Raw genomic sequence first — 15,446 nt, 5'->3', positions numbered from 1 at the left:
GTCAGACCTCCAGCGCGTACACGCCGACGCCGTACGCCGGCAGGGTGAACTGCGACACCGACTCGCCGCCGCCGATCGGGCGCAGCGTGCCGCCGCCGGGCAGGACCGGGGTCACCTTGTGCTCGGCCGCGTGCTGGCTGACGAACCAGGCGAACCGCCGGCCGTCGGTGTGCGCCAGTACGTCGGTGAACACGCTCGGGTCGTCGACCGTCACCGCGCGGGCGACGCCGGCCACCGTGGCCAGCGCGTCGTAGATCCGATGGGTGTCCTCCGGGTTGACCCGGCCTTGCTTCGATGCCATGTGCTCCAACGGGTACGTGCACAGGATCGTCTCGCCGGCACCCACCCGGTACCGCAGCAGCGCCGGGTTGCCGTGCTGGTCGGTCGCCACCACGGTGGCGCCGCGCGGGCGCACCGGGAGGTACGCCCGGCTGTTCTCGTTGCCCGCCGCGGTGAACCGCAGCGTCTCCCCCGCCTTGATCGCGCCGAAGTCCTCGGTGAAGGTGAACTCCACGACGTCGTCGTCGATCGGGTTGTTCAGCCCGTACGCCAGCTGGTGCTCGACGCCGAACATGTCGTTCAGCTTCTGGAACCAGGGCCCGCGGTGGAACGCGTGCTCGCCCGAGCAGTACGACAGGTAGACGACCGCACCGTCGTTGGCGAACTCGTGCAGCTGCAGCCAGGTCGGCGCGAGGATCTGCCGGGTCGACGGCAGCAGGTACAGCTTCGCGTCGGTGGCGAGGCCGTCCTCCTCCCGGGTCAGCGCGACCGGCAGGTGCGCCTCGCGGGCCGCGACGTAGCCCTGCCGCAGGGTGTGGAACACCAGCGCCCGGTCCGGCGCGGTGGAGATCGGGTAGTCGCGCTCCAGGTACGAGGAGACGACCAGCGCGGCGTCGGTGTCCACCCGGTGCGTGTTGACGAAGTCCACCTCGGTCAGCACCTTCGCGAACGCGTCGAGCTCGCGCAGCGGCTCCTTCGGTACCCCGGTGTTGGTGGTGATGCCGAAGTGCATCTCGAACGGGTGGTGCCGGTACGGGTCCTGGGTGTTCAGGTGGTCGTAGTCGGTGTTGTTCCAGGCGATCCAGCCGGTCGCGCCGGCCAGCAGCGAGTTGTGCAGGCTCTGCCGGTAGTAGTGGCCCTGGTTGGGCTCGGAGACGAAGTCGGTGGACAGCCCGAACTCCTCCAGCACCACCGGCTTGTTCGCCACCGCCGCCAGCTCGCACAGGAACGCGGCGTTGAGGTGCTGTCGCACCTGGTCGGACTCCATCTTGTACACGTGCGGGCCGACGAAGTCGACCAGCTCACCGGTCTCGCGCACCGAGAAGCCGTTGTCCTCGCCGGTGACCTCGATGCCCCAGGCGCCGTCGCCGAGCGACACCGGCTGGTGCCCGCCGCCGGCCCGGACCGCCTGCACCATCAGCGTCGCCCAGCTCGTCACGTCCGACCGCGGTGCGGTCGGCTGGCCCCGGCGCCGGCCGTAGATCGGCATCTCGTTGCTGATCAGCCAGCCGGCGACGGCCGGGTGGTCGTGCAGCCGGCGCACCATCTGCTCGACGAACCAGGCCTGCCGGCTGACCAGCCACACGTCGGCGTAGAGGTCGCGTTCGATCCCGCCGCGCCAGGCCGGATCCCAGTTCTCCCCGGACATGTGGCCGACGATGAACGTCGGGATCGAGCTCATCCCGAACTCGGCGTGCGCGTCCAGGAAGTCCCGGTAGTGCGCCACCTTCTCCTCGTCCACGGTGGACGGTTCGGGATGGAAGTCCGGCCAGTAGAAGAACGACCGGGTCTGCCGCAACCCGTGCTCCGCCAGGACCCGCAGCTCGTCTCGTACCACCGCCGGGTCGTAGCTGCGCCACATCAGCGGTCCGCCCGTACGCGACCAGAAGTTGGCGCCGAGCCAGGCCACCGGCCGATCGCCGACCGTGACCTTCGCGGAGTTACGCCGCATGTTTTCCCTCTTCCACAGTTGTGCTGAGTTACTTGACCGCGCCCGCGGTGAGACCCTGGACCAGGTACCGCTGGAGCAGCAGGAAGCCGACCACGACCGGGACGCTGACCACCAGCGACGCGGCCATCACCTGGTTCCAGTAGACCGAGATCTGGGTGGAGTACTCGCGCAGTCCGATCGCGAGCGTCTTGGACGAGTCGTTCGTCATCACCGAGGCGAACAGCGTCTCGCCCCAGGCGGTCATGAACGAGTAGATGCCGACCGCGACGATGCCGGGCTTGGCCGCCGGTACCACCACCGACCACAGGGTGCGCATCGGGCCGGCGCCGTCCACCTTCGCCGCCTCGTCGAGCCCGCGCGGGATGGTGTCGAAGTAGCTGACGAGCATCCAGATCGAGAACGGCAGGGAGAACGTCAGGTACGTGATGATCAGGCCGATGCGCGAGCCCTGCAACGCGAAGCCGGTGGCCTGCCCGATGTTGACGAAGATCAGGTACAGCGGCAGCAGGAACAGGATGCCCGGGAACATCTGCGTGCTCAGCACGGTGATCTGGAACAGCCGCTTGCCGCGGAAGTCCCACCGGCTCACCGCGTACGACGCGAAGATCGCGATCAGCACCGAGAACGCGGCGGCCGACAGCGACACGATGACGCTGTTGGTGAAGTACCGCGCCAGCGGGATCGTGTGCCAGATGTCCACGAACGGCTGCACCGTGACGTGGCTGGGGATCCAGGAGAACGCGCCCTGCACGTCGGACAGCGGCTTGAGCCCGGACACGATCATCACGTACAGCGGGGCCAGCGTGAACAGGGTCAGCAGCGTCAGCCCGACGACCCGGATCACCTTGAACGACGTGGACTCACGCACGGCGCGACCTCCTCGACGTGAACAGCAGGTACAACCCCGTCACCACCAGCAGGAACAGCAGCAACAGCACGCTCATCGCCGAGCCGAGGCCGAAGTTGAAGTTCTGGAACGACGACTGGTAGACGTGGATCGAGATCAGGTCCGCCGACTTCGGGATCGACGCCGAGAACAGCGTGTAGGGCACGTTGAAGTCGTTGAACGTCCACAGGAACAGCACCAGGATCAGCACCTGGTTGATGCCGCGCAGCATCGGCATGGTCAGCTTGCGGAACTGCTGCCACATGCCGGCACCGTCGACCGCGGCCGCCTCGTACACGTCGGTGGGCAGCGACTGCATCCCCGCCATCAGGGTCAGCAGCGCGAACGGCCAGAGCCGCCACACCGCCACCACCACGATGGACGCGAACGCGTTGTTGCCGATCAGCCAGAACGTGTGCCCGTCGGTGATGTGCAGCTGCGCCAGCAGGTGGTTCACCATCCCGTTGTCGCGGGACAGCATGAACTTCCAGACGATGACGCCGGCGTAGACCGGCAGCGCGTACGGGATCAGGAAGATCGTGCGCAGCAGCGCCCGGCCGCGGAACGAGCGCTGCAGCATCACCGCGGCGAACATGCCGAGCACCCAGGAGAGGCCGACGACCAGGATGGTGAAACCGATCGTCACGACGAACGACCAGAGCAGCGCCTTGCCGATGCTGCCATTGACGTCGACGGCGTAGTGGTAGTTGGACAGCCCCGCGAACGGCGCCTCCAACCAGTTGCGCAGGAAGAACTGGTTGAGCTTGAGGAAGCTGATCCCGATCCCGGTCAGCATCGGGATCACGTGCACCAGCAGCTCGAAGATGATCGCCGGCGCGAGCAGCAGGTACGGCAGCCACCGGTTCTGGGCGACGCGCCGGCGGCGCGGGGTCTTCGCGGACCCCTTGCCGGCGCGTCGCCCTTCCCGGACGGCATTCTCAGTTGCCGTCATCAGACGATTCCGCCTTACTTACCGGTCAGCCGCCGCTCTGCATCTTCTGCTGAGCGTCGTCGAGGGACTTCTTCACGTCGGCCGCGCTCACCGTCTTGCCGGTGGCGGCCTGCGCGATCAGGTCCTTCATCGCGTTGCCGACGGTGGTCTCGAACTGCGACTCGTCGGTGATCATCGGCATCGGCGCCGAGGTGTTCGCCAGCACGTCGACGAACATCTTGTTCTCCGGCGTCTGGAACGCCGGGTCCTTGGCCGCCTCGGTGGTCACCGGCAGGGCGTTGAACGCCTTGTCCAGGATCACCTGCTCCTTGGCGCTGGTCATGAACTTGATGAACTTCATCGCGCCGGTCTCGTTGCCGCCCTTGAACGCGGCGATGTTGATGCCGGCCACGTGCGAGTTGATCTTCTTACCGCCGGCCGGCAGCGGGGTCAGGATCGGGATCGGCGCCACCGCGTAGTCCGACTTCTTCATCCCGTTGGCCTCGATGCCGGTGTTGGTGTTGTTCTGGCCCAGCAGCATCGCGGCCTTGCCCGAGGTGAAGTCCTCGACCGCGTCGTTGGTGGTGGTGTGCTCGGCCGAGGCCGGCGTCGCGACCTTGTCCTTGCTGATCAGGTCGGTGTACTGCTGGACCGCCTTGACGTTGGCCGGCGTGTCGAAGGTCGGCTTGCCGGACTTGTCGAAGAAGTTGCCGCCCTGCTGCTGGCCGAAGATGAACGCGAAGTGCGCGTTCTCGGTGTAGCTCGCCCCGGCCAGGGTGATCCCGTACTGCTTGCCGCCGGGCTTGGTGAGCTTCTTCGCGTCGGTGACGAGCTCCTGCCAGCTGGCCGGCGGGTTCTTGATGCCCGCGTCGGCGAACATCTTCTTGTTGTAGAACAGCCCGTAGCTCAGCCCGTACAGCGGGACCGAGGCGGTCGTCTTGCCGGCCGCACCGGTCGAGCTCATGCTGGTGGCGAGGAACTTGTCCTGGCCGCCGATCTTGTCCATGTGCGACTTGTCGAAGTCGACGAACGCGCCGGTCGCCGCGAGCGAGGCGGACCAGGTGTTGCCGATGTTGACCACGTCCGGCCCCTGGCCGGAGGTCGTCGCCGTGGTGATCTTGTTGAGCAGGTCGTTCCAGCCGATGACCTGCAGCTTGACCTTGATGCCGGTCTGCTTGGTGAACTTCTTCAGCTCCGGGCCCAGCACGTCCTTGTCGTTCTGGAGGCTGGAACCCTGGTTGCTTGCCCAGTAGGTGATGGTCTTCGAGTCCGAGCCGCTGTCGGACGAGCCGCAGGCCGTCAGCCCGCCGGCCCCGGCGACGAGCGCCGCCGACAGGGCCACCACCCCAAGAATCCGTTTACGCACGATCGACTCCTTCGCACCGCGCTGCCACGCGGCGTCCGTGCCGCTCGCCGGTCCGTCCGGCACACGACATGAACCGGTTCAGGTGTCGCTGATGTTAACCCACGCGAGCCGATTTCTGAACCGGTTCACCTGCACGATACGTCGCGGTGACCGGGTGGTGACAGCAGTGGTACCGAGGGTCTGCCGTGAGGTCACCCACGGGCCCGGTGACGCCCGCCCGGCTCCCGCCCGCACGCCAACGCTGCGGCGCCCTAGGCGGAACGGGTCACGCCGACCGGAGCGGTCGAGTCGCGCACCCGCAGCTGGCGCGGGCCGAGCCAGACGTCCTCGGCGGTACCGGTCGTCAGCCGCGCCAGCAGCAGCCGGGCCGCGGCCCCCGCCTCCGCGGAGACGTCGTGCTCGAACGCGGTGACCGCCGGCCGGACCAGCTCGCACAGCGGCGAGTCGTCCCAGGCCAACACGGCAAGATCGGTCGGAATCCGGACCCCGGCGCTGGTCAGCTCGCTGACCGCGGCCACCGCCATCACGTCGTTGTCGAAAATGATGGCGGTCGGCGGGTTCGGCCGGGCCAGCAGCCCGCGGGTGGCCACCAGCCCGCCGTGCGCGGTGTAGTCCGCCTCCACCTGCACCTGCTCGGCACCCAGCAGCGACCGGCAGGCCTCGTCGAAGTACCGGCTGCGCCGCGCCGCGTGCTCCAGCCGTTGCGGCCCGGAGACCCGGGCGATCCGCCGGTGGCCGAGCCCGCTGAGGTGGCCGACCGCGCGCAGCATCGCGTCGTGGTCGTCCACCCGGGTGGACGCGAGCCCCCCGTACCCGCGCTGCGCGCCCATCACCACGCCCGGCGCGCCGAGCTCGGTCAGCAGCGCCGGCCGCGGATCGTCGGTACGCATGTCCAGCAGCAGCACGCCGTCCACCCGCCGGCCGATCCACCAGCGGCGATAGGTGTCCAGCTCGGTCGCCTCGTCGCGCACCGTGGTCAGCAGCAGCGCGGTACCGCGGCCGGCGAGCGTCTCCTCGATGCCGGCCACCACGCGCATGAAGTACGGCTCGGTGGCGAGCAGCTCGGGGGTGCGGGCGGCGACCAGGCCGACCGCGTCCGCCCGGTCGGAGGACAGCGCCCGGGCGGCGCTGGACGGCACCCAGCCCATCTCCTCGGCGATCGCCAGGATCTTCGCCCTGGTCGCCGCGGACACGCCGGGTCGGCCGTTCAGTGCGTACGACACGGCACCCTTGGACACCCCGGCAGCGCGGGCGATGTCCAGAATCGTCGGCCGCTTCATCCGCGCCGCCTTCCCTTTTTTTGACCGTTCAACTGAACCGGTCAAGTATAGGGCCGCGGAATAATCCCGCGCGCCGCTTCGGCGGTGTGGCGGCCCGCACCCCGACCGGCGTCGCGTCCGGGCTCAGGCGGGGCCGGCCGCCACCCGGAAACCCATGTTCCCGGTCGAGGAGTCCGGCGTGTTGTTGCTGCGCGCGCCCACCCGGTACCGGTTGCAGTAGGAATCGTGGCACAGGTACGAACCGCCCTTGATCACCCGAGTGGCGCCCTCGGCCGGCCCGATCGGATCGTGGTCGGGCAGCGTCGTCCGGTCCGCGGTGAACCGGTCGGCACACCACTCCCACACGTTGCCGGACACGTTGTAGAGCCCGAACGCGTTGGGACGGAACGACTTCACCGGCGCGGTGCCGAGGTAGCCGTCCGCCTCGGTGTTGTGGGTCGGGAACGTGCCCTGCCAGACGTTGCACCGGTGCTGGCCGCGCGGCGTCAGCTCCTCCCCCCACGGGAACCTGGCCTGGTCCAGCCCGCCGCGCGCCGCGTACTCCCACTCCGCCTCGGTGGGCAGCCGCACCCCCGCCCACTCGCAGTAGGCCACCGCGTCGTCGTACGACACGTGCACGACCGGGTGGTTGGAGCGCTGCGACACGTCCGACCCGGGGCCCTCCGGCGCCTGCCAGCTCGCCCCGGCGATGCCCAGCCACCACGGCGCCGGCCCGGCCACCGGGGTACCGGAGCGGCGCAGCGCCGGCGGCACCAGCAGGTGGAACACGAACGACCAGCCGTACCGTTCGGCGTCGGTGCGGAAGCCGGTCTCCCGCACGAACGCGGCGAACTGGGCGTTGGTCACCGTCGTCGCCGAGATCCGGTACGGCGCCACGGTCACCTCGCGGACCGGCCCCTCGCCGTCGTCCGGGAACCCGTCCGGATCGTCGGTACCCATCCGGAACGTCCCGCCCGGCAGCGCGACCAGGCCGCCGAACCGCGGTCGACCGGGCCCGGCGGCGACCCGCCGCGGTGCCGGCTCGGGATGCGCGTCCGGCCTGGTCGGGGCGCAGCAGTGGGGTGTCTCGTCGGTGCTCATCACCGTCATTGTCGCCCCGCCGCACGCCGGGCCGCCGCGGCACCGGTCACCGGACCACCCGGTCACCGGGCCACCCGGCCACCCGGACACCCGGGCCAGCCGGGCACCCGACCACCCGGCCGCCCGGGCCGCCCGGGCCGTCGTGCCGCCCGGGCCGTCGTGCCGCCCGGGCCGTCGGGTCACTGGGACAGCTGCAGCAGGACGATGCCGCCGACCGCGACCGCGGTGACCGCCATTCGCAGCCGGCTGAACCGTTCGGCGAAGAACAGCGCGCCGATCGCGCCGGCGAACAGCACCGAGGTCTCCCGCAGCGCCGACACCAGCGCCAGGCTGCCGAGGCTCTGCGCCCACACCACCGCGCCGTACGACAGCAGCGACAGCAGCCCGCCGAGCAGCCCGAGCGGCGCGTGCCGTACCAGCCGGGCGGTGAAGCCGGGACCGGACAGCAGCCGGCACACCACCGGCAGCACCGGGCCCTGCAGCGCGAACAGCAGCGACGCGTACCCGAGCGCGTCGCCGGAGCCGCGCACCCCGACCCCGTCGACCAGCGTGTACGAGGCGATCACCACACCGGTGGCGGCGGCCAGTCCGAGCCCGTCGCCACGCCGCGGCCGGCCGCCGACGAGCACCAGCGCGCCCAGCGCGCCGACGATCAGCGCGATCCCGGCCAGCTCCCCCGGCGACAGGCGGGCGCCCAGTACGGTCACCGTGACCACGGTGACCAGCAGCGGCGACAGGCCCCGTGCCAGCGGGTAGACCCGGGCGAACTCGCCGTGCCGGTACGCCGCGGTGAGCAGCAGCAGGTAGACCGCCTGCAGCAGCGCCGAGCCCACCGCGTACGGCAGCGACCGGGCCGCGGGCAGCCCGAACGCGACGAGCCCGGCCACCCCGCCAACGAGGTACCCGAGGCCGATCAGCGCGGCGGCCACCAACCGGTCCGGGATCGCCTTCGCCAGCGCGTTCCAGCTGGCGTGCAGCACCGCCGAGGCCAGCACCACGGCGAACACCGGCACGCTCACGCGGATGCCTCGGCGTCGTCCGACCCGACGCCGGCCGCGGCCAGCACCAGGGTGCAGATGCCCGCCTGGGTCGGCACGGTCGGTGGCTGCCGCGGCACGCCCGGGCCGGCGGCGATCAGCCAGGCGGCGCGCTCGGCCACCGAGTCGCCGCCGTGCCCGCCGCCGTCGCGGTGCCCGTGGTCGGTGGTGGCCAGGACCGTCCAGTCCTCGCCGGTGGCCGCGGCCCGGTCGCGCACCGCGGCGAGGATCCGGCCGGCCCGCCGGTCGGCGGTCTCGATCGCCTGCCGGTACCCGGCGCCCACCCCGTCCCGGTGCGCCACCAGGTCCGGCGTGCCCAAGTGCACGAACGCCGCCACCGGGGCCTCGGTGGCCAGAGCGGCGACGGTGCCGGCGACGATCGCCTCGTCGGCCCGGTCGGCGGCGGCCACGTCGTACCGCTCGTCGTCCGCCAGCGGCAGGAGACCGGGCCCGGCGAAGATCGGCCCGCAGCCGACCGGCCGGACCAGCGGCGCCCAGCCGGCCGCGGCGAACGTCACCGCGCCGGGCCGGGCCGCGCGGATCCGGCTCAGGAAGTCCGGCCGTACCGGATGCCCCGGCGTCACGTTGTCCCACACCCCGTGCACCGGCGCCGACAGCCCGGTGGCGATCGTGGTCCAGCACGGGCCGGAGATCGTCGGCGAGTCGGCGGAGACCGGTACCGGGACGCGGTAACCGGTCGCGGCGAGCCGATCCAGCGCCGGGGTCGACGCCGCGCACAGCGCGTCGTGCCGGACGCCGTCGATACCGAGGACGAGGACGGGCGACATCGGGGCTCCTCCGGGCGGCGACACGTCTCACCGCACGCTTCCGGTACCGGCGAGAGGTCCTGACGAACTGGGCTGTCGGCGCCCAGCAGGCCGGGCATCCGACGCCATTCTGCGAGGCCCTCTACCATCGGTCCAGTCGAAACTTCCTATGGTCGAGATCGGTCTGACCTATGAACCTGCTTCACCTGCGGTCCTTCCACGCGGTGGCGACCGAGGGCAGCTTCGGTCGCGCGGCGCAGCGCCTGCACATCAGCCAGCCGACGCTGTCCGAGCAGGTCAGGGCGCTGGAACGGAGCTACGGTGTGGTGCTGTTCCACCGCACCGGCCGGCGCGTCACGCTGACCGAGCTCGGCGCCGTACTGCACGAGTGCACCGGGCGGCTGTTCGCCACCGCCGACGAGGCCGACCAGATCCTCGACGACGGCGCCCGGCTGCGTACCGGCCGGCTGCGCCTGGGCGCGGACGCGCCGATGCACGTGATGCCGCTGCTCGCCGCGCTGCGCGACCGGTACCCCGGGGTCCGGGTCGCGCTGTCCACCGGCAACTCCGAACAGGTGCTCGCCGACCTGGTGGCCGACCGGGTCGACGTGGCGCTCACCGCCGCCGGCGCGCACGATCCGCGGCTGCACGCCGTGCCGGTACGGCGGGACCGGGTCGTCGCGTTCGTCGCGCGCCGGCACCCGCTCGGTGGCCGGAGCGAGGTGACGCTGGACGAGCTGGCCTCCACCCAGCTGGTCATCCGGGAACGCGGCTCGACCACCCGCCGGGTGTTCGAGCAGGCGCTGGCCACCGCGGGCCGGTCGCTCGCCGAGTGGCCCGAACTGATCGAGGTGGACAGCCGGGAGGCGGCGCACTCCGCGGTCGCCGTCGGCCTCGGCGTCGGCGTGGTCTCGGACGCCGAGCTGGCGCCCGACCCGCGGCTCGGTGTGCTGGCGCTGCCCGGCCTCGACCTGGACCTGACCCAGTACCTGGCCTGCCGGCGCGACGCGAGCCGGTCCCGGCTGGTCCGGGCCGTCTTCGAGCTCGCCGACACGGTGCGCTGAGCTGTACGGGCCCGGCGCCGCCGGCCGGGGCGCCCCGGTTGCCACTGCGGCACCCGGAACGTGCCCGTTCGGGTGGCGCGTGCCGTACCCTCACCGTGACGCCGGACGGTAACCGGTTGGTGCGATTGCTCCCCGCAAGTTCTGCCGCAGCAACCCGTTAGGAACCGACCGTCGGCGGGTAGGAGACACTGTGTTGTCCGGCGGCTCAGGGAGAATCGGGACATGCTCATGACGACGGGAATGCTTCGTACCGCAGGGCTGGAGCCCGGGCGATGAGCCGCCCGACGTTCGAGCTGGCCCGCGCCGACCGGGACGAACTCGCCGTGCTCACCGTCTCCGGCGACATCGACGTGGACACCGCGTGGCGGCTGCGCGAGGAGCTGACCACGGCACTCGCCGAGCGCGACGCCGTGGTCGAGATGTCCGGTGTCGACTTCCTCGACTCCACCGGGCTGGGTGTGCTCGTCGCCGGGTACCAGCAGGGCCGCAACTCCGGTCACCGGCTGGCGATCGCCGCCGCGCCGCGCCGGGTGCTGGACATCCTGGAGCTGACCCAGCTGACCACGATCTTCAACCTCTACCCCGACCTGGACGCGGCGATCGAGGCGCTGCTCGGCTCCGCCTCCAGCGCCGGCTGACCCGCCACCCCGTCCCCTCGCCGCCGGCGTCGCCGCCGCGGCACGTGGTGGCACGAATCCGCGATGGCCCGACCGGTACCGCTCTGGCACTGTGGGCTGCAGCAACGGATCGCGACCGGCGAACCGGCGCACGCAACCGGCACCCGCGCCAGCGGGCATCCACGAGGGGAAATCGTCATGAGCGACTACGACACCGGCGCCGACAGCTCGGTCGACGTGAACGGCGACGGCCTCGCCGACGACGTGGTCATCGAGCAGTCCACCGACGGCAGCGAGACGATGGTCGTCGACACCGACCACGACGGCGTGGCGGACATGGTCATGGTCGACACCGACGGCGACGGCGTCGCCAACGAGGTCTACTACGACACCGACGGTGACGGCCGGCTCGACACCGAGGTGGTCGACAGCAACGGCGACGGCACCGCCGACACGGTCTACGCCGACCGCAACGGCGACGGGCACATCGACCTGGTGGGTCGCGACACCGACGGCGACGGCAACGTCGACCAGGTCGTCGCGGACCAGAACTACGACGGCACCGCCGACACCTACGCGGTGGACAGCAACGGCGACGGCAACCTCGACCAGGTGGGGGTCGACCGGAACGAGGACGGCAGCATCGACGCGGTCGCCACCGACACCGACGGCGACGGCACGCTCGACACCGTGCACTACTCGGACGGCGGGAGCGACCCGGACGACCCGACGCTGAACCCCTTCGCGCGCTGACCCCGGCCGGGAGTCCGCCGGCCGCCCGGAGGCCCGGCACCGTTCGACGACGGTGCCGGGCCTCTGCGGTACCAGCACGGGTTCTTCGCCGAATGCACACATCCCGCTGGTTGGCTGGCCGGATGACGCCACGCAACCTGCTGTACCGCCTGTACGAGCGGCGCCTGTTCGCCGCGCTCGGTCACGACGGCCGCCCGCGGCACGTCGGCCTGATCATGGACGGCAACCGGCGCTGGGCCCGCGCCGCCGGCCTGGCCAGCGTGAGCATGGGTCATCAGGCCGGCGCCGACCACATCGACGACCTGCTCGACTGGTGCACCGAGCTGGGCATCGACCACGTCACCGTGTTCGTCGCGTCCACCGAGAACCTGGCCCGCCGCGACCAGAGCGAGCTCGACTCGCTGATGCGGATGATCGAGCAGCGCGCGAAGACCCCGCGGGACGGGTGGCGGCTGCGGGTGGCGGGCCGGCTGGAACTGCTGCCGGACTCGACCGCGCACGCCCTGAAGCTCGCCGCCGACCAGAGCCCGGACACCGGGCCGTGCCTGACCATCGCGATCGGCTACGGCGGTCGGCAGGAGCTGGTGGACGCGTTCCGCTCGGTGCTCACCGACGCCGCCGCGGCCGGTACCTCGATGGACGAGCTGGCCGCGACGCTGTCGGCCGACGACATCGCCGCGCACCTCTACACCGCCGACCTGCCCGACCCCGACCTCGTCATCCGTACCAGCGGCGAACGGCGACTCTCTGGATTCCTGCTGTGGCAGTCCGCCTACTCCGAGCTGTACTTCTGCGACGTGTACTGGCCGGCGTTTCGCCGGGTGGACTTCCTGCGCGCGCTCCGCTCGTACGCGGAGCGGCAACGCCGCTTCGGTGCGTGACGATCACACGGTGACGCCACGCCGCCGGACGACCACGGTACGGCGCGCCGCTTCCCGCCCGTACCAACGGATCAGCGCGCTGCGCAGTCACCCACCGACGGTCAGTCAAAGTGTTGTGGGGATGGTCACCGCGTTGGTTGCGACGGCGTTGACCACGGCGCGTCAGCGGCTACCGTGACGGGGTCGTCCGGCCCCCTGCCGCCCCGTCGGGCAGCTCCGGACGGCACCGCCGAGTCGCCGCCAGGCGAGCCGAGGACCCACCCGTACCACGGGGTGAATCCGGGGCCATGGACAGGCCATAGCCCCGGTAGGGCGCTCTTCCCGCCCGAACCCGTCAGCTAACCCGGTAGGCGGTCTGAGGAAGAAGGGCGCAGACCCGCATGGACACTGCACGCCCCCGGTGGGCGTCGCTGCGCGCGATCGGACTGGCCGCGGTCGCGGCCGCTGCGGTGGCCGCCGCAGCCCTCGTCGGTACCACGCCGGCACACGGCGCACCGTCGCAGGCCGATCTGGAGCAGCAGATCAAGCAACAGTCGACCCAGTTCGAACAGGTCGTCGAGCAGTACAACAAGATCACCGAAGAGCGGAAGAAGACCAAGAAGCGCATCGCCGCGGTCGACAAGAAGCTCAAGCCGCTGTCCGGCAAGGTCGCCAGCGCGCAGAAGCAGGTCGACGCGATCGCCGCCGCCGCGTACAAGGGCGGCCCGGCCACCGCCTGGAACGCGGTGCTGAACGGCAGTTCGAGCGACACGCTGAACAACATCGCCACGCTCAACCGGCTCAGCGCACAGCAGTCCGACCAGGTCCGCTCGCTGATCACCGCGAAGCGCAAGCTCGACGGGCAGCACAAGGAGCTCGCCGCGCTCTACGCCAAGCAGAGCAAGCAGGTCAAGGACCTGAAGAAGAAGAAGGCGTCGATCTCGGCCAAGGTCGACAAGCTCAAGAAGCTGCGCGAGCAGGCGTACGGCAGCGCCACCGAGACGGCCGGCACCGGCTCCGGGCAGACCCCGCCGAAGGTGTCCGGGCGCGCCGGCGCGGTCGTCGACTTCGCCTACGCGCAGCTCGGCAAGCCGTACGCGTGGGCCGCGGCCGGGCCCAACTCGTACGACTGCTCCGGGCTCACGCTCGCCGCGTGGGCGAAGGCCGGGGTGAGCCTGCCGCACGTGGCGGCCGACCAGTACAACCAGATCACGCACATCAGCCGCAGTCAGATCGCGCCCGGCGACCTCGTGTTCTACGAGAATCTCGGGCACGTCGCGATCTACGTCGGCGGCGGCAAGGTGATCCACGCGCCGACGTTCGGCGAGGTGGTCAAGGTGTCGTCGATCGACATGATGCCGGTCTACGGCATCGGTCGGCCCTGACCGCAGTACCCGCAACGGCCGGTGCCCCGCGACGGGGTGCCGGCCGTTGCGCGTTCCCGGCCCGCGCCGGGCGACCGGCGCGGCGGAGTCTCAGGTCAGGACCGCGTCGAGCAGCGGGACCAGCCGGCGGTTGAGCGCGGACATGGTGGCCCGCACCGTGGCCTGCCGCGGGTCGCCACCGGCCACCGCGGAGCCGACCAGCCGCTCCGCCGTGTCGCCCGCGAGCAGCACCAGGACGACCACCACCACCCGGCACGGACCGGCGGTCACCACGTCGACGTGCTCGACCGCGCACCGGGCCCGGCCGGCCACCAGCACGCCGACCGCGTCGGCGGTCGCCTGCGCCGCCACCCGCAGCAGGTACGGGTCGAGCGCCGGACCGCCGGCCCGGCCGACCGCGCGGACCCCGTCCGCGGTCAGGCACACCTCCACCGCGCACTCGGAGCCGGCGGTGGCGACCTGGATGCGTTCGATCACCGCCCGCGGATCGCCGCCCCGGCCGGGTGCGCGCAACGCCGGCGTGGCGGCGCCACCCGCGGTACGGTCCAGCTCGGCCCGGTCGTCCTGCGCGACGTCCAGCTCGTCGTCGGCATCGGCGACGGTCAGCCTGGCCTCCACCCCGAGCCGGTCGCGCAGCGCGTCCCCGGCGGCGGCGGTGATCTCGTCCGGGTCCACCCCGTCCGCCACGTCCAGCCGCAGCGTGCGGCCACCAGCGGCGTCGGTGCGCAGGTCGGCACCGCGCACCCCGGGCACGTCGCGTACCGCCGCCAGCACGCTCTCGGCATCCACCCGGGTCGGCGTGGCGAGCACCGGCGTCTCAGTGGTCGGCGTGTCCGCGCCGCCCGGCGCCGGGGCGCCGCCGGTGGCCGCCCCGGGCTGGGGCGCGCCCGGCCTGACGCGGCTCGGCATCGCGCCCGGATGGGCGGCCTCGGCGCCCGCACCGGTCGCCCGGTCGCCGCGATCCGGCCCGGTACCGGTCTCGGCGGTCGCGCCGAACCGCTCCGGCGCGGGCGCGCCGGTGTCCGGGTCTTCGGTGGGCGCCCGGTCGGCGCCGTGCCGCCCCGACCGCGAGGCCCGCACCGCGTCGATCGCGGACTGCACCCGCGGCGGAACCGCCCACTTCCCGTCCTCGGCCGGCGCGGCGTGCCGACCGAACGGGTCCGCGGCCGGCAGCGCGCCGGACGAGGTCGGCACGGCGGCCGGCCCGAACGACGGCGGTGCGCCGCCGCCGCCCGGTGGCGGCGCGCTGGCCGGCGCCGGCGGGAACGGTGAGGTGAACTCCGGTGTGCCCGGCGCCGGCACGTACGGCAGCGCCGACGTCGAGCCGTCCGGCGCGGGTTGCTGTGGGTACGGCGGGGTCGAGGCCGGTGGAGCCCCCCACACCGCGGCGTCCGACGCCGCCGGCTGGCCGCCGCCGGGGTGGCCGGGACCGGCCGGACGGCCGGTCGACGACCCGCTCCCGGGCTGCC

14 protein-coding genes and 1 riboswitch are annotated in these 15,446 nt (G+C 71.9%); of the genes, 5 read left to right on the top strand and 9 right to left on the bottom strand.

Features of this window, described 5'->3' with window-relative positions; translation table 11 throughout:
• Position 1: 1 nt before the first annotated feature.
• From NUM_RS27895 to NUM_RS27860, 8 genes are all read right to left on the bottom strand, one after another.
• The gene (locus NUM_RS27895; protein WP_207127928.1) at positions 2-1,951 is read right to left on the bottom strand and encodes a glycoside hydrolase 5 family protein; all 1,950 of its coding nucleotides are present in this window, start codon (positions 1,949-1,951) and stop codon (positions 2-4) included.
• 28 nt (positions 1,952-1,979) lie between these two features.
• On the bottom strand, positions 1,980-2,819 hold the full coding sequence (locus NUM_RS27890; RefSeq protein WP_225918904.1) for a carbohydrate ABC transporter permease: 840 nt from the start codon (positions 2,817-2,819) through the stop codon (positions 1,980-1,982).
• Positions 2,812-3,789, bottom strand: coding sequence for a carbohydrate ABC transporter permease (locus NUM_RS27885; protein ID WP_207127927.1), 978 nt, complete (start codon positions 3,787-3,789; stop codon positions 2,812-2,814). Before NUM_RS27885 ends, NUM_RS27890 begins: the two co-directional genes overlap by 8 nt.
• Before the next feature lie 25 nt (positions 3,790-3,814).
• The gene (locus tag NUM_RS27880; RefSeq protein ID WP_225918903.1) at positions 3,815-5,134 is read right to left on the bottom strand and encodes an ABC transporter substrate-binding protein; all 1,320 of its coding nucleotides are present in this window, start codon (positions 5,132-5,134) and stop codon (positions 3,815-3,817) included.
• A 251-nt stretch (positions 5,135-5,385) separates the two neighbouring features.
• Positions 5,386-6,414, bottom strand: coding sequence for a LacI family DNA-binding transcriptional regulator (locus tag NUM_RS27875; protein WP_207127926.1), 1,029 nt, complete (start codon positions 6,412-6,414; stop codon positions 5,386-5,388).
• Between the two features lie 123 nt (positions 6,415-6,537).
• Positions 6,538-7,494 (bottom strand): formylglycine-generating enzyme family protein, encoded by a 957-nt coding sequence (locus NUM_RS27870; RefSeq protein ID WP_207127925.1) that lies wholly within the window; start codon positions 7,492-7,494, stop codon positions 6,538-6,540.
• 179 nt (positions 7,495-7,673) lie between these two features.
• On the bottom strand, positions 7,674-8,513 hold the full coding sequence (locus tag NUM_RS27865) for a hypothetical protein (protein WP_207127924.1): 840 nt from the start codon (positions 8,511-8,513) through the stop codon (positions 7,674-7,676).
• A complete protein-coding gene (locus NUM_RS27860) occupies positions 8,510-9,319 on the bottom strand; it encodes an alkaline phosphatase family protein (protein WP_207127923.1) in 810 nt (269 codons plus the stop codon). Before NUM_RS27860 ends, NUM_RS27865 begins: the two co-directional genes overlap by 4 nt.
• 170 nt (positions 9,320-9,489) lie before the next feature.
• Between NUM_RS27860 and NUM_RS27855 the strand changes: the two genes are divergently transcribed.
• The 5 genes from NUM_RS27855 (at position 9,490) to NUM_RS27835 (ending at position 13,977) form a co-directional block, all read left to right on the top strand.
• Positions 9,490-10,362: a LysR substrate-binding domain-containing protein gene (locus tag NUM_RS27855; protein WP_207127922.1), complete on the top strand. Its 873-nt coding sequence runs from the start codon at positions 9,490-9,492 to the stop codon at positions 10,360-10,362.
• A 272-nt stretch (positions 10,363-10,634) separates the two neighbouring features.
• Positions 10,635-11,000 (top strand): STAS domain-containing protein, encoded by a 366-nt coding sequence (locus NUM_RS27850; protein WP_207127921.1) that lies wholly within the window; start codon positions 10,635-10,637, stop codon positions 10,998-11,000.
• 177 nt (positions 11,001-11,177) lie between these two features.
• A complete protein-coding gene (locus NUM_RS27845) occupies positions 11,178-11,732 on the top strand; it encodes a hypothetical protein (RefSeq protein WP_207127920.1) in 555 nt (184 codons plus the stop codon).
• 122 nt (positions 11,733-11,854) lie between these two features.
• Positions 11,855-12,613: a polyprenyl diphosphate synthase gene (gene uppS, locus NUM_RS27840; RefSeq protein ID WP_207127919.1), complete on the top strand. Its 759-nt coding sequence runs from the start codon at positions 11,855-11,857 to the stop codon at positions 12,611-12,613.
• Between the two features lie 217 nt (positions 12,614-12,830).
• A riboswitch (cyclic di-AMP (ydaO/yuaA leader) is annotated at positions 12,831-12,981 on the top strand.
• A 12-nt stretch (positions 12,982-12,993) separates the two neighbouring features.
• Entirely contained in the window at positions 12,994-13,977 is a 984-nt protein-coding gene (locus tag NUM_RS27835; RefSeq protein WP_207127918.1) for a C40 family peptidase, read from the top strand.
• A gap of 90 nt (positions 13,978-14,067) precedes the next feature.
• Here NUM_RS27835 and NUM_RS27830 read toward each other — a convergent pair.
• On the bottom strand, positions 14,068-15,446 hold a 1,379-nt coding region (locus tag NUM_RS27830), incomplete at its 5' end, for a hypothetical protein (RefSeq protein ID WP_207127917.1).

It is taken from the genome of Actinocatenispora comari (assembly GCF_017312725.1).
GTDB lineage: Bacteria > Actinomycetota > Actinomycetes > Mycobacteriales > Micromonosporaceae > Actinocatenispora > Actinocatenispora comari.
This window is presented reverse-complemented; position numbering and strand designations above follow the sequence as displayed.

What these genes read in the sequence shown, in the direction of transcription:
- NUM_RS27895 (WP_207127928.1), bottom strand. Translation starts at nt 1,951, where the DNA reads ATGCGGCGTAACTCCGCGAAGGTCACGGTCGGCGATCGGCCGGTGGCC.
- NUM_RS27885 (WP_207127927.1), bottom strand. Translation starts at nt 3,789, where the DNA reads ATGACGGCAACTGAGAATGCCGTCCGGGAAGGGCGACGCGCCGGCAAG.
- NUM_RS27875 (WP_207127926.1), bottom strand. Translation starts at nt 6,414, where the DNA reads ATGAAGCGGCCGACGATTCTGGACATCGCCCGCGCTGCCGGGGTGTCC.
- NUM_RS27870 (WP_207127925.1), bottom strand. Translation starts at nt 7,494, where the DNA reads ATGAGCACCGACGAGACACCCCACTGCTGCGCCCCGACCAGGCCGGAC.
- NUM_RS27860 (WP_207127923.1), bottom strand. Translation starts at nt 9,319, where the DNA reads ATGTCGCCCGTCCTCGTCCTCGGTATCGACGGCGTCCGGCACGACGCG.
- NUM_RS27855 (WP_207127922.1), top strand. Translation starts at nt 9,490, where the DNA reads ATGAACCTGCTTCACCTGCGGTCCTTCCACGCGGTGGCGACCGAGGGC.
- NUM_RS27850 (WP_207127921.1), top strand. Translation starts at nt 10,635, where the DNA reads ATGAGCCGCCCGACGTTCGAGCTGGCCCGCGCCGACCGGGACGAACTC.
- NUM_RS27845 (WP_207127920.1), top strand. Translation starts at nt 11,178, where the DNA reads ATGAGCGACTACGACACCGGCGCCGACAGCTCGGTCGACGTGAACGGC.
- uppS (WP_207127919.1), top strand. Translation starts at nt 11,855, where the DNA reads ATGACGCCACGCAACCTGCTGTACCGCCTGTACGAGCGGCGCCTGTTC.
- NUM_RS27835 (WP_207127918.1), top strand. Translation starts at nt 12,994, where the DNA reads ATGGACACTGCACGCCCCCGGTGGGCGTCGCTGCGCGCGATCGGACTG.